The 15408-nt window shown below is 40.3% G+C and carries 9 protein-coding genes; 6 read left to right on the forward strand and 3 right to left on the reverse strand.

The features are described 5' to 3' along the window. Positions 1–145: 145 nt before the first annotated feature. Entirely contained in the window at positions 146–3073 is a 2928-nt protein-coding gene (locus BUF13_RS06565; RefSeq protein WP_073570986.1) for a S9 family peptidase, read from the forward strand. Between the two features lie 58 nt (positions 3074–3131). Here the strand turns inward: BUF13_RS06565 and BUF13_RS06570 are convergent, their stop codons facing one another. Beyond that, a complete protein-coding gene (locus tag BUF13_RS06570) occupies positions 3132–3710 on the reverse strand; it encodes a DsrE family protein (protein ID WP_073570987.1) in 579 nt (192 codons plus the stop codon). Between the two features lie 195 nt (positions 3711–3905). Between BUF13_RS06570 and BUF13_RS06575 the strand changes: the two genes are divergently transcribed. From BUF13_RS06575 to BUF13_RS06585, 3 genes are all read left to right on the forward strand, one after another. Next, positions 3906–6305 carry a TonB-dependent receptor gene (locus BUF13_RS06575; RefSeq protein WP_073570988.1) on the forward strand — a complete coding sequence of 800 codons (2400 nt, stop codon included), beginning with the start codon at positions 3906–3908 and terminating at the stop codon, positions 6303–6305. Between the two features lie 51 nt (positions 6306–6356). After that, entirely contained in the window at positions 6357–8534 is a 2178-nt protein-coding gene (locus BUF13_RS06580) for a DUF5916 domain-containing protein (protein WP_073570989.1), read from the forward strand. 76 nt (positions 8535–8610) lie between these two features. After that, positions 8611–9006 (forward strand): carboxypeptidase-like regulatory domain-containing protein, encoded by a 396-nt coding sequence (locus tag BUF13_RS06585; protein ID WP_073570990.1) that lies wholly within the window; start codon positions 8611–8613, stop codon positions 9004–9006. Between the two features lie 80 nt (positions 9007–9086). Here BUF13_RS06585 and clpB read toward each other — a convergent pair whose 3' ends face one another. Beyond that, positions 9087–11708, reverse strand: a complete 2622-nt coding sequence (clpB, locus tag BUF13_RS06590) for an ATP-dependent chaperone ClpB (RefSeq protein ID WP_073570991.1) — start codon at positions 11706–11708, stop codon at positions 9087–9089. A gap of 146 nt (positions 11709–11854) precedes the next feature. Here clpB and BUF13_RS06595 point away from each other — a divergent pair, with 146 nt between their 5' ends. Next, entirely contained in the window at positions 11855–12094 is a 240-nt protein-coding gene (locus tag BUF13_RS06595; RefSeq protein ID WP_073570992.1) for an ORF6N domain-containing protein, read from the forward strand. A 155-nt stretch (positions 12095–12249) separates the two neighbouring features. On the opposite strand, the gene BUF13_RS06600 is transcribed toward BUF13_RS06595, so the two are convergent. After that, positions 12250–13503 (reverse strand): dipeptidase, encoded by a 1254-nt coding sequence (locus BUF13_RS06600; protein ID WP_073571697.1) that lies wholly within the window; start codon positions 13501–13503, stop codon positions 12250–12252. Positions 13504–13674: 171 nt separating this feature from the next. Between BUF13_RS06600 and BUF13_RS06605 the strand changes: the two genes are divergently transcribed. Beyond that, positions 13675–15405: an alpha/beta hydrolase-fold protein gene (locus tag BUF13_RS06605; RefSeq protein WP_073570993.1), complete on the forward strand. Its 1731-nt coding sequence runs from the start codon at positions 13675–13677 to the stop codon at positions 15403–15405. Positions 15406–15408 lie beyond the last annotated feature (3 nt).

The following is a 15408-nucleotide window of genomic DNA, read 5'->3' on the forward strand; positions in this document are numbered from 1 at the left end:
AAAAAGTCAGAAGCCCTTCTGGAATTAAAATTTCGGAAGGGATTTTTTTTACACTTAAACTAACCTTTAAGCCAACAGCATACATTTGACTTCCCCCTTCCCATTTTTTTCCTATTTTCAATCTTTCAAAATAAATCCAAATCTTATGAGAAAAATTTATTCGCTCATTGGGATATTTTTCCTCCTGACATTAGCTATCCAAGCCCAGGAGATCAATCCTATTACATGGAAAGACATTCCGACCTGGAAATACATGCCGGGATCGGCTTTTCGAATTTCGAATGATGGCCAATGGATCGCTTATGGCCTAGTGGAATTAGAAGGGGATGGAGAAATAATCCTTCAGAAAGTCGGAGTAGATTCCACCAAGCAAACCCTGAAAATTGGTTCTACAAGCTATCCTTCTATGCAATTCAGTGAAGATGGAAAGTATTTTATCTACACTGAATACCCGACTTTTTCTGAAAAAAAAGCCAATCAAAAAAGCAAAGGCAAGCCCCTTAAAAACAAGGCCATTCTGATCAAATTGGGATCAAAAGACAAGAAGGAATTTGAAAATGTAAACAACTACTCATTCAACAGAAACGGTTCATCAGTACTAGCTATTAATCTTTCCAAAGAAGGAAATGGAGATGGCAAAGGTTCCGATTTATTGATTTACCACTTAGGATCCGAGAAAGCTCAAAATATTGGGAACGTGGCCGATTTCGCCTTCAATAAAGCGGGTAATTACCTCGCATATACTGTCGATGCGGCCAACCAATCCGGAAATGGACTTTACTTAATGAATGTTGCAGCAAACAGTATTCAAATCTTGGATTCGGATAAGGCTTCCTATAAGTCAATCGGATGGACCGAAAAAGGTGATGCACTTTCCGCATTGAAAATGGTTAAGGACAAGAAATATAAGCAAGACAAAGGTCAGGTGATCGGCGTTAAAAATCTTGCTGCTCCTTCCATCACCATTTATGACCCAGCAAAGGATTCTGTGAATTTTGATCAAGCATACACTATTTCTGGGAACAGAAGACCTGAATGGTCCGAGGATTTGACTCGCTTGTTTTATGGAATTCATCCTTTAGAATTAGCTAAAAAAGAAGAGCCTAAGAAAGAGGTAGATAAAGATTCAGTTGCTCAGGCAGAATCTGCTGCGATGAAGAAAATCATGTCTGACACTACAATCAAGTCCATTTCAGATCTTCAAAAAGCAATTTCCAAATTGGACAGCGGCAAAACCAAAGGCAAAAAAGAGAATGATGCTGATACGCCTGACATGACCATTTGGCACTGGAATGACGCAAGACTTCAATCCCGTCAGCAAATAATGGAGAACAGAGACAAAAATTTCAGTTTCTACTCCATGTATGATGTAGCATCTAAAAAGCACACCCAATTGCAGGACAGCAGTATGCTTGATTTGACAATTTTGGACAAAGAGCTTTATGCATTGGGTTCTGATATTTCTGCCTATGAATTGGACATCAACCTAGATGGCCAAAGCTATAGAGACTTCTATATTGTCAATTTGAAAACAGGTGAGAAAAAAGAACTTTTCAAGAAGTTTTATATGCCAGGATTTGCTTCCTACCCACGAGAGTCTCCTGATGGAACCAAATTGATTTATGGAAACGATGGCCATTTCTACATCTATGACATGGCATCTGGTCAAAGCACCAATATCACAGAGAAAATCGAGACCACTTTTGTAAATACAGAAGATGACCACAATGTGGTTAAACCTATGAATAGTCCTTTGGGATGGAGCTCTGATAGCAAATATGTGCTCTTGAGAGATGGCTGGGATATCTGGCAAGTACCTGTAGGAAGTACAAAAGAGAAAGCCACCAACTTGACTTTAAATGGCAAAACAGATCAGATCCGCTATCAATATAGATTTGGATTGGATCCTGAAGAAAAAGGTCTAGACCTGAGCAAGCCAGCCTATATCAGAACTTATGGCGAATGGACCAAGAAAAGTGGAATTTCAAAGCTTTCTCCAGCTAAAAAGGGAGGCTTGGCCCCTGGAGCTAAAGTTTTGCTTTGGGAAGATGCTTATGTTGGAAGCTTAGGAAAAGCAAAAAATGCTGAGACTTACTATTTCTCCCAAGGAACCTTCAATGAGGCTCCCGAAATGTACTTGACCAATGCATCCCTTTCTAATCCTACTTTGGTGACGAACGCTACTCCTGATGCTGACAAATATGCTTGGTCTGCAGGCACCAGATTGGTGGACTATACTTCTGACAAAGGAGCGAAATTACAGGGAACATTGTTCTTGCCAGCAGGCTATGAAGAAGGCAAAAAATACCCAACTGTAGTTTATTATTACGAAAAGCTATCCCAAACCCGTCACAACTGGTCCAATCCAGGATACAGCGGAACGGGATGGAATCCAAACGTATATACTTCCAATGGATTTGCTGTATTCATTCCAGACATCGTTTATACCATGGATGATCCTGGGATGTCAGCAGTTTGGTGTGTGATTCCTGCAGTAAAAGAAGCTATCAAAACTGGAGTAATCGATGAAAACAATATCGGAATCCATGGACACTCTTGGGGAGGTTATCAAACTGCATTCTTGATCACCCAGACTGATATGTTCAAAGCTGCAGCCGCTGGTGCGCCTTTGACCAACATGATTTCCATGTATGACTTGATTTACTGGAATTCTGGTGGAGGAAACATGTCCATTTTCGAAGCTTCTCAAGGAAGATTCACTGGAGGACCGTGGGAAAACTGGGATTCTTACGAAAGAAACAGCCCTGTTTACCATGTGAAAAATGTAAAAACTCCTCTCCTAATGTTGCACAATGACAAAGATGGAGCGGTGGATTTCACTCAAGGGATCGAATATTATTCTGCATTGAGAAGATTGAAAAAGCCGGTGGTCTTGGTTCAATACAAAGGCGAAAATCACGGATTGAGCAAATTGGAAAACAGAAAAGACTACAGCGTAAGAATGATGGAATTCTTCGAGCATCACCTAAAAGGAAAAGAAGCTCCCGATTGGTTGGAGAAAGGAATCAATAAAATTGATTTGGATGAACACTTGAAAGAAAGAGCTTTCTAAAAAGTCTAAAATCAGAAACATGAAGTATAAAAATCCCCGGTTCACATCGGGGATTTTTTTATTCACTCACATTAAGATAAACATACCCTATTTGCCCCAAAGTCACGAAGGAGTATTTCGCTGAAATAGCAGGATGGACAAGCGGTGTTAATTTCTCTTTCCCAATTTGTAAAAAGGCCATGCTTTGACCACAAACGTAGAATTGAACCCCTACTTTTTCTAATTCTTCAATTGCTAAAAGATTGGGGTTTTTGATGCTAAATTTCTTCTCATATTCGATATCAGAAAGGATGGCATTTACCAATCCGCCATGGACAACGGCTGCCAAATGAAGCTTTTCTTGTGGTACGCCATTAGCAACCCCCAAATTATAGGTTCTCGCTACCTCCAAAATGGAAGGGTGAATTGCTGTTGAGTCTTTGATGGCTCCATACAAATCCAAGACTACTTTGTAGTCTAACTCCGGATTATATGGAAGCGCTGGTTCCTCCACAGGCATCACTCCAATAAAAGGATGAAAATCTAATACTGGATAGGTGATTTTTTCTTTGATATACGCAGGGATTTCATCTTGAGAAAAAGATTGAAATGAAAATCCTAAGACCAATAAAAAGAGTAAAGGGATAAACTTTTTCATAGAAGTCAAATTAAAGCAAGCGAATAAGTTAGCTAGTAATTTTTGAAAATCATATCATGCAATTCGTCAGGGATTTCCCTCCTTTAGTCATTATTTACCTGATTATTAGATTTTTTCGAAATATCTTACCACCTATTCCCTAATCAGCAAGCTTTAGATTTGGGAATACAAACCCAGAACAAGCCTATTCAATCTATGAAATACACTTTTACCAATCATTCTTTGGGGAAATTTTGCCTGATTTTCATTTCAATTTTGTGCATTTCTATCCCTTCTTTTTCTCAGCAAAACAAAGCGAAACTTGAGGGAAGTATCCAAGAAAAATCCTCTGGAAATCCTCTAGGTTTTGCCAGTGTCGCTCTCTACACTAAAGCTGACAGTTTGGTTGCCGGTGGGATTTCTGAGGAAAATGGAAAATTCTCCATTGATGTTCCATTCGGGGAATATTATGCCTTGATTGAGTTTATGGGGTTTGACCCTCACAAAACAGCAACTCTTTCCTTTTCAAGAGAAACCAATCGAATTGATTTGGGAGAAATCCAGCTGGAAACCAGTGCTGAAAATCTGGATGAGGTGGTTGTTCAGGGTGAAAAAACCTTGATGGAGCTTTCTCTGGACAAAAGGATTTTTAATGTCGGAAAAGACTTAGCAAATGCAGGAGGAACCGCAACAGATATTTTGATGAACCTTCCTTCGGTTGCTGTGGATCCAGAGGGAAATGTGAGACTCCGTGGATCTAGCAATGTGAGGATTTTGATTGACGGAAAGCCGTCAGGGCTGGTTAGTTTCAAAGGAAGTTCAGGTCTTCGCCAGCTTCAGGCAAATATGGTAGAGCGAGTAGAAGTCATCACCAATCCATCTGCCCGATACGAGGCTGAAGGCATGGCGGGTGTTATTAACATTATCCTGAAAAAAGATAACCAGCAAGGATTCAATGGCTCTTTTGAGGTCATTGGAGGCACCCCTTTGAATTTAGGCTTTTCAGCCAATTTGAATTATCGGCATAAAAGAATCAACTGGTTCATCAATTATGGATTTGCCAGAAGGTATCGTCCCAATGTCAATGAACTTTATCAAGAAGTATATGATGGAGATGACACTATGATTTTGCTACAAAACAATGCTGGTGAGTTAAGAGGATGGAATAATAATATCCGAGGTGGATTGGATTACTACTTCAGTGAACAGAGCATTTTGACAGCCTCTTACCTTTGGAGAAGAACCGATGGAAGAAGAATCACAGACATCCGCTACGAGGACTACCTTAATACGCTTGACAATTTCCAAGGATATTCACTGAGAAGACAGGATGAAAAGGAAAAAGAGCCTAACTCAGAAATTTCTGTAAACTATAAGAGAACATTTGAGGAAAAAGGTCATGAATTAACAACTGCCTTCACCTATTTGAATTATTGGGAGAATTCTGATCAATTATTCACTGAATACAGTTTTGACCAAAATGGAGAACCAATCTCAGGAGGTTCTACAGTCCAAACATCATTGAATGATGAATACGAAAACCAGTATCTACTTCAACTGGACTATGTAAAGCCATTTGCAAAAGAAGGGAAATTTGAAACTGGTCTAAGAACTAGTTTTCGGGAAATGAAAAATGATTTTATCGTTTCCCAAGAAAATGAAAGTGGTGAATTCGAACCGCTTCCTGGTTTGGATAATATTTTCCTTTACAATGAAAACATCCTTGCAGCCTATGGGATTGTGGGGAATAAAACTGGAAACTGGAGCTATCAAGCTGGGTTAAGAGCTGAACATACGGATGTAGAGACGATTTTGGAGGAGACCAATGAAACCAACCCAAGAAAGTACACCAACCTATTTCCAAGCGCTCACATGACATATAATATCACTGAGGAAAACGCATTCCAATTGAGCTATTCTCGAAGAGTCAGAAGGCCAGTCTACAATGACTTGAGTCCTTATGTGACCTTTTCGGATCAACGTAATTTCTTTAGTGGAAACCCAGATTTGAATCCTGAATACACAGATGCTTTTGAATTGGGACATATCAAGTATTTCGAAAAAGGAACACTCTTCTCAACTGCTTACTTTAGAAATACCACTGATAAAATCGAAAGAATCCGAACTGTCGATGAGGAAGGAAAATCTGTGACTCTACCCTACAATTTGACGGGAGAGCAATCATTTGGCTTGGAATTCAGCGCCGACTACAGGCCTAAACCTTGGTGGAAATTGGATTTGAACTTGAACTTCTTCCATGCAGACATCAATGGGAGCAATATTCAAACCGATTACAGAGCAAAAACCACTTCCTTCTTAGCCAGACAGACTTCTCGTTTTACGCTTGAAGGCGGATGGGACTTGCAGCTTAGAGCTAACTATGATGCCAAGCAAAAAACAGCTCAAGGAATCCGAAAAGGAATTTTCTTCATTGACATTTCTGCCAGCAAAGTAATCATGCAGGACAGAGGTCGATTGATTTTGACCGCCAACGATATTTTAAACTCCAGAAGAAACCGATATATCACAGAAGGATACAATTTCTATACAGAAGGCAATTCCCAATTCGTCCGTCGTCAAATCAATTTAACATTCAGCTATCGTCTGAAACCTTAACATTTACCAAAATCTATCCTAAATCCCTATACTTGGGATTAAATCTATCTCATGCGCCAAATTCTAGCCTCTCTCAGTTTGATTTTCATTCTGGGGACTTCGACTTACGCCCAAAAAATCAACGCCAACTACCGCTTACCCATTAAAAAAGCTACCTCTGAAATTCATATTGATGGAGTTTTAGATGAAAAAGCTTGGCAAGAAGCCGACGTAGCCACAGATTTTTTCATGATCACTCCGATGGATACCAGTTTTGCTGAAGTTCAAACGGATGTGCGAATGACCTATGATGATCAAAATCTTTATATCATTGTCGTAAATCACCATTTGATCGATGGTCCATACATGGTCGAATCGCTCCGAAGAGATTTCTCTTTTGGAAAAAATGACAACTTTCTGCTTTTCATGGATCCCTTTGATGATCAAACCAATGGCTTTTCATTTGGTGCAAATGCAGCAGGCGCTCAGTGGGATGGAATCATGTACAATGGTGGAAGTGTAGATCTGAGCTGGGATAACAAATGGACATCCAAAGTCAAAAACTACGAAGACAAATGGATCTTCGAAGCTGCTATTCCTTTCAAATCCATACGCTACAAAAAAGGGATTACCGAATGGGGGATAAACTTCTCCAGATTGGATCTTAAGGCTACTGAAAAATCAGGCTGGGCACCAGTTCCTAGACAATTCCCTTCAGCATCTTTGGCCTACACCGGAATTTTGGCTTGGGATAATCCTCCTCCACAAGCTGGAGCCAACGTTTCTATCATTCCTTACGCATTAGGGGGAGTTTCTAAAGACTTCAACAATAACGGAGAAAATGTTTACAGGAAGGAAGTGGGGCTAGATGCCAAAATCGGTTTGACTTCCTCATTAAATTTGGACTTAACGGTCAATCCTGATTTTTCCCAAGTGGAAGTAGATAGGCAGGTAACCAACTTGGATCGATTCGAGTTGTTTTTCCCTGAAAGAAGACAGTTTTTCCTTGAAAACGGAGACTTGTTCGCCAACTTTGGATACACCTCCATTAGACCATTTTTCTCGCGAAGAATCGGCTTAAATGCACCTATTCAATTTGGAGCAAGACTGAGTGGCAAGATTAACAAAGACTGGAGAGTCGGAGCCATGAATATGCAAACTGGGGCAGTTGAAGAGGAAGCATTACCTTCACAAAATTTCACAGTATTAGCATTGCAAAGACAAGTGGGAGCAAGAAGTAATGTGACTGGAATTTTCATCAACAAACAGTCTCTCAATTACAATCCAGATGAAAACTCCGAACAGCCAATTTATTCTCAATTCAATCGAAATGTGGGTTTGGAATATAATTTAGCATCCTCCAACAACCTTTGGACAGGTAAAGTAATGGCCCTTCAAAGCTTTGCCCCGGACAATTCGGGAAATGGCTTTGTTCATGCAGCCAACTTAAAATACACATCAGGAAATCTGACATGGAACTGGCAGCATGAGTACGTTTCTGAAAATTACACTGCTGAGGTAGGTTATGTTCCGAGAAGAGGATATTTCAAAATTGACCCTAAAATCGGATATAGATGGTTTCCTCAAAGTGAAAAAATCCTGAGTCATGGACCTGATTTTGGAACCCGATTTTTCTTCAATAAAGATTGGGAACAAACTGACAATACCACCTTTGTAGCCTACAACTTGAAATGGAGAAGCCAAAGTACATTTATGCTTTGGGTAGCAAAGGATTTCATTAAACTCCAAAGACCATTTGATCCTACCAATTACAGTGGTGAAACACTTGACCCAGGAACAGAACACTCTTGGTATGCCTGGGGGACTGAATACGCATCCAAACCACAAAGCTTGTTTACCTACTCTTTTTCTACCCGAATGGGAGGCTACTATGCCGATGGAGACAGATACAATGTGAGTACAGAGTTTGGTTACAGATTCCAACCTTATGTAAGCATCGCGATGACGACCAATTACAACAGAATCAACCTGCCAGAACCTTGGGGCAATACGAGATTTTGGCTAGTAGGACCTCGTGTGGATTTGACTTTGACGAACACATTATTCTTCACGACTTTTGTCCAATACAATGAGCAAATCGAAAACATCAATTTGAATACGCGATTCCAATGGAGATTCAAGCCCGCCTCTGATTTATTTATCGTTTATACGGACAACTATCTTCCGGCTCCATTTTACACGAAGAATAGATCTTTGGTCATTAAGTTTACTTACTGGTGGAATGCCTAAGAAATTGAAGTGTTTTAACTTAATCTAATTGAGAAAATGACAAATAATTAGTTTATTGAAGAAAAACAATAAACTCATGTCAACCAACTACTTACACAACATCCAGAGTAGATTTTTGAAAGTTTCAATTCTTTCTTTTCTACTATTTGCCTTTGGGGCTATTTTCTCATCCAATTTTGCCTTGGCGCAAAAAATGGAAAGATCTCCGACAAAACCGATTGTTAAAGGACAGATAATTGATGAGCAGGAAAAGCCAATTCCCGGAGCAGCTATCCTTGTCAAGGGAACAACACTCGGTACTGTTGCTGATATCAATGGATTTTTCTCTTTGGATATGAGCCAGTTCAGTAATGATCAAGTCTTGGTGATTTCCTTTGTCGATCGCTCAATAAAAGAAGTAAAAGTAGAAATAGATAAAGTCCCAAAAGACTTTGGTCAAATTAAGTTGAAGCAGTCAGCTAAAAATGATTAGAATACCATCAACATTCTTAAAACACAAAAAAGCCCTTGAAGAGTAATCTTCAAGGGCTTTAAACTTTTATCAACTTCAGGTTAGACTTCGATAGAAGCATCTACATTTTTGAAATATACCTGCTTGTCGGCATCCAAATCAACCAATACCGCAGAATCATTTTTGATATAACCCGCCAAGATTTCTTTGGAAAGCTCATTCAAAATCAAACGTTGCATAGTCCGCTTCAAAGGTCTAGCTCCAAACTGTGGATCAAATCCCACCTCAGCCAAATAATCCAAGACTTCGGTAGTTGCCTCGATCTCAATATTGGATTCAGACAAACGCTTCTGTATCTCTCTCCATTGGATATCGACGATTTTACGAATGATCTGCTTATTCAAAGGCTCAAACATGATCGTCTCATCGATACGGTTGAGAAACTCAGGTCTTACTGACTTTTTCAGCAAGTCAAATACTTCTGCTTTCGTTTTCTCCAGTACTTCATCCTTATTCCACTCGTCCATTTCAGCAAATCGCTCTTGGATCAAATGAGAACCAATATTGGTCGTCAAGATGATGATGGTGTTCTTGAAGTTGGCAATTCGACCTTTGTTATCAGTCAATCGACCATCGTCTAGTACTTGCAATAGGATATTGAACACATCCGGATGGGCTTTTTCAATCTCATCCAACAAGATCACTGAGTAAGGCTTTCTTCTGACCGCCTCAGTCAATTGACCACCTTCATCATATCCCACATATCCCGGAGGCGCACCTACCAATCTGCTGACCGCATGTCTTTCTTGGTATTCAGACATATCGATTCGAACCATGGCATTCTCGTCATTGAAGAGGTATTCTGCCAAAGCTTTCGCCAATTCTGTCTTACCAACACCAGTGGTCCCCATAAAGATAAAGCTACCAATTGGGCGTTTTGGATCTTGAAGACCGGCTCTACTTCTTCGGACTGCATCAGAAAGAGCGGCAATCGCTTCTTTTTGACCTGCTACTCTTCTACCTAATTCATCCTCCAAGTGAAGTAATTTCTCACGCTCAGACTGAATCATTTTATTCATCGGGATTCCAGTCCACTTGGAAACAACCGCTGCAATATCTTCTGCATCTACTTCTTCCTTCAATAAAGGAGAACCTGCTTGCATTTGGGCCAATTGAGATTTGAATGATTCTAGCTTTTGCTCAGCCTCACCGATCTTACCGTATCTGATTTCAGCAACTTTACCAAAATCACCTGCTCGCTCAGCTTGCTCAGCTTCCAACTTGAATTTATCGATATTCTCTTTTTCCCGTTGGATGCCCATGATGACAGCCTTTTCAGACTCCCACTTTGCTTTGACACTATCGCGCTTTTCGGCCAATTCTGCCAATTCCTTGCTCAGAACGGTCTCTTTATCTTTGTTCTTTTCTCTACGGATCGCTTCACGCTCAATTTCCAGCTGCATGATTCGGCGGTTCAACTCATCCAATTCCTGAGGCAAAGAATCAATCTCCATCCTCAATTTGGCTGCCGCTTCATCCATCAAGTCAATCGCTTTATCTGGCAAGAATCGATCAGAGATATAACGCTGAGACAGCTCCACAGCTGCAATCACCGCATCGTCTTTGATTCGTACTCCATGGTGTAATTCGTATTTATCCTTGATACCCCGAAGAATAGAAATCGCATCAGCGGCATCAGGCTCATCGACGATAACGGCCTGGAATCGACGTTCCAATGCCTTATCCTTCTCGATATACTTTTGGTATTCCTTCAAGGTAGTGGCACCAATCGCATGCAACTCACCTCTAGCCAACGCAGGCTTGAGCAAGTTTGCAGCATCCATTGCACCTTCTCCTCCACCTCCGGCACCTATCAAGGTGTGAATCTCATCAATGAAAAGAATGATTTCTCCATCTGAGTCAGTCACTTCTTTGATGACTGCTTTCAATCGCTCCTCAAATTCTCCTTTATATTTTGCACCAGCTACCAACAAACCCATATCCAAGGAAATCAAAGTCTTGGATTTCAAGTTTTCAGGCACGTCCCCTGACACAATTCTTTGAGCCAATCCTTCTACGATCGCAGTTTTACCTACACCAGGCTCACCCAAAAGAATTGGGTTGTTTTTGGTTCTTCTGGCTAAGATCTGAAGAACCCTTCGGATCTCTTCATCTCTACCGATTACGGGGTCGATCTTTCCTTTTTTGGCAAGATCATTTAGATTTTTGGAGTATTTCTCCAAAGCTCTGTATTTGCTTTCTGCGTTTGGATCGGTCACTTTATTACCTTTTCTAAGTTCTTTAATAGCCTCGATCAATGGCTTTTCTGCAAGCCCTTGATCTTTTAATAACTGCGCTGTCACATCAGATCCGGCCAAAATCGCCAAAATCAAATGCTCTATCGCTACATATTCATCCCCAAAAGTTTTGAGATAATCTTTTGCCTTAATCAAGGCTTGGTTGGCGGAATTGGATAAATGAGGTTGCTGATTACCCCCACTTACCTTCGGCATTTTTGCCAACTGATCTTCCAATTTTTGGGAAACCAATTGCTTATTGACACCGAGCTTTTTAAATAAAAAGTCAGTGACATTCTCATCTTCGGAAAATATACCTTTCAGCAAATGTGCCGGCTCTATGGTAGGCTGACCTGCCCCCATTGCCAACTCAGCTGCCTTCTGGATAGCCTCCTGAGATTTGATTGTAAATTGTTTAAAATCCATGTATTGTTAGTCGTTTTTTTCTGTCTTTAAAGGCAATTGATCAAAACTACCGCCAAGCTATTTTTTCGGCCAAAATGACTGAATTATTACATGAGAATTAAATTTTTCGGAATTATTGACAGAAAAACAGTAGAATCCAGGACTTTATGTTTCAATTATCCAATGAAGAATGGATTAACTTGAAGTCGCAAAATGCTACCTCAAGATGGGGAGGCAGGAGAACACCTCCTTTTGTTTTTACCGAACAAGGAATGGCAATGCTACCTCCAGTCATCAATAGCCCACAAGCAATTCAAGTCAATATTTCCATCATGAGGACTTTTGTAAAAATCCGTGAATGGGCGCTCAATTATTCTGATTTACAAGAAAAAATCCTTCAACTTTAACAATCTGAATCTGAGCAGAACCTTCACATTTCTAGAATTTATCAAATCTTGGAAGAGCTATTGGATCCCAAACCAAAAGAGAGAAATGCTATTGGCTTCAAAAAATAAACCCCAACTTTGAAAAGCCGGGGTTTTAAGGAAATTAAATTCTACTTTTAGCTCTGACTAGCCGCGTAATCTTCCACAGCCTGCCATACTCTAAATACGTTTTTATAACAGATTTTGGCAATATCCTCCTCTGAATAACCTCTTTTCAAAAGCTCTGCAATCAGATTTGGAAACATGGAAACATCCTTCAAACCTGTAGGCAAAGAATCACCCACACCGTCGAAATCAGATCCGAAACCCACATGATCAATTCCTACCAAACTCACGACATGATCGATATGATCCGCCACTTTTTGTACAGTTGGGAATGGATTATTTGCAGCAGTATACTCAGCAGCATATGCTTTGAATGCGGAGTCACCACGGCTTAGGTTATTCTCAGCCATATAATTCACCAAATGCTCACGCACTTTGGATGAACCAGCAGCATAAGCCGAATCAATGAAAGATCCACCAAAATTGATCATCACCACACCTCCATTTTCAGCCATTGCTTTAATTAATTCATCACTCATGTTTCTTTCAAATCCTGGAGTGAATTTTCTAGCTGAAGAGTGAGAAGCAATTACCGGAACTTTTGTGATAGCCAAGGCATCTTTGAAGGTTTCATCAGAAACGTGACTCAAATCCACCATGATCCCTACGCGGTTCATTTCTTTTACCACTTGCTCCCCAAACTCACTTAGACCATTATATAATCTCACTGTATCATAACTGGAGTCGCCGATTAGGTTCGCTTTTCCGTGAGTCAAGGTAATATATCGGATCCCTCGATCAGCGAAATACTCCACATTGGAAAGATCATCTTCGATACCTGATCCATTTTCCATTCCCATAGGCAATGAAATCAAACCTTTTGCAAAATTAGCCTCCACATCAGAAGGACTGTAGGCCATCGCAAATTTATCGGGGAAAGTCGAAGCCAATCTCTCGGTCATCATAATTAAGGAGTCTGCAAGAGCTTTGGAAGCGCCTGGAGTTTGTTGATTACCTGCAGGAATATAGATCGACATAAAAGGGGCATCCAAACCGCCTTCCTTAGATCTTGGAAAGTCAAAATTACCATCAGGAGTTCGGACGGAAACATCCAAAATTTCTCTTTGCAAAGTAAATCCTCCTACTTTCATTCTGTAAGGAAGATCCACGTGACCGTCCACCATAATTGTTTTATGAGCGATTTCTTTAGCAGCTTCCAGTCTCTCTGCGTCAGACATTGCCGTATAATCGACAGTTTCTTCAGCAGGAGGTTGGCAAGCAAAGCCGACAACAGCCAAGGCTAATAAGCTTACATATTTTTTCATAGCATAAGGTTGGTTAGGAAAAGGGAAGATAAGCGCTTTTAAATCAAGCATGAAAAAAAATCCATAAATGGTGAATAAAACAGAAATCAAGATGATTTTTTAGATTTTAAAACCCTCAATTTCAAACAATTGATTCTTTATCACTAAATTTCTTTGAAAAACCACCCCTCTATGCAAAAAATCCACTTTTACCTCCTAATCCTCTGGATAGCATTCGCGTGTAGTCCGCCTACAGAGGAATCTCCAATAACAATCAAAATAGCTCCCGAACTTCAAGAAGGACTATCTGATGGCAGATTACTTTTTATTCTCTCGAAGGACAAAGAAAAGGAACCAAGATTTTCTATTTCCGATGAAGCATCGACAGCTCAGGTTTTTGGGATGGACATAGAAAACTATAGCTCTGGAGATAAAATCTCTCTCGATTTGGAAAGTTTTGGGTATCCTATGGAAAACTTTCAGGATCTGCCAGAAGGAAACTATTTCATGCAGGCTTTCATCATCAAATATGAAACCTTCAACAGATCTGATGGACATACCGTCAAGCTGGCAATGGATCAAGGCGAAGGGAGAAGATGGGGTAGCACTCCAGGAAATATTTACTCCGAACCAATAGCTTTCGATTTGAAGAAAGGAGCGTCAATTGAAATCACCATCGATCAGGAAATACCTCCAGTATCAGAACCAGAAGACACCGAGTTTATCAAGCATATCAAAATCAAATCCGATCTTCTTTCAGAGTTTTGGGGAAGGGACATGTATTTGGGAGCTCATGTATTGCTTCCGGAAGGATTTGAGGACAACCCTAATCAATACTATCCTCTGATGGTTTTTCATGGACACTTTCCTAGTGATTTTGGAGGATTCCGAACGATCCCACCAGATCCAGATTTAGGTGACGATGATTATTCAGCCCGATTTGGAATATATGGTTATCAAAAAATCCAGCAACAGGAAGCCTATGACTTTTATAAAAAATGGACTTCCCCTGACTTCAAGAGGTTTATTGTGATAGAAATCCAACACGCCAATCCATTTTATGATGATAGCTATGCAGTAAACTCCGAAAATCTGGGCCCTTATGGAGATGCCATCACCTATGAATTGATTCCCTACATTGAGGAGCAATTCCGCGGAATTGGAGAAGGATGGTCAAGATTTCTATATGGAGGCTCTACCGGTGGCTGGGAAGCTTTGGCGGTGCAAGTTTTTTATCCAGATGAGTACAATGGAGCGTTTGCTGCATGCCCAGACCCAATTGATTTTAGAGCCTATACTACCATCAATCTTTATGAGGATGAAAATGCTTATTATCAAAAGGGTGAATTCAGGGAAACATTAAGGCCTGGGCATAGAGACTCTTTGGGGCATGTTTCAGCGATGGTTAGAGATATGAACTTGAAAGAATTGGCGATTGGAGGGCATGAATCGAGATCCGGAGATCAGTTTGATATCTGGCAAGCAGTTTACTCGCCTGTTGGAGAGGATGGCTATCCAAAGCCCATTTGGGATAAAAAAACAGGTGAAATCGATCCAAAAGTTGCTGATTTTTGGAGAGAGAATTACGACCTTCGTTATATCATGGAGCGGGATTGGAATACTTTAGGCCCCAAATTGGCCGGAAAAGTGCATATCTATTGCGGAGACATGGATAATTATTATTTGAACAATGCAGTTTATCTAACCGAGAATTTTTTAGAACAAACTCAAAACCCTTACTATGGAGGAGAGGTTGCTTATGGAGATCGGGCAGAGCATTGCTGGAATGGAGATCCTAACCTGCCTAATTACATGTCAAGACTTAGATACAATACGATGTATTTGGACAAAATCGGAACAAGACTCCAAGAATCTGCTCCGTCGACCTTTAATCAACAAAACTGGACACTCACTAAAAATTAACTC

Source organism: Algoriphagus zhangzhouensis, from assembly GCF_900148515.1.
Taxonomy (GTDB): Bacteria; Bacteroidota; Bacteroidia; order Cytophagales; family Cyclobacteriaceae; genus Algoriphagus; species Algoriphagus zhangzhouensis.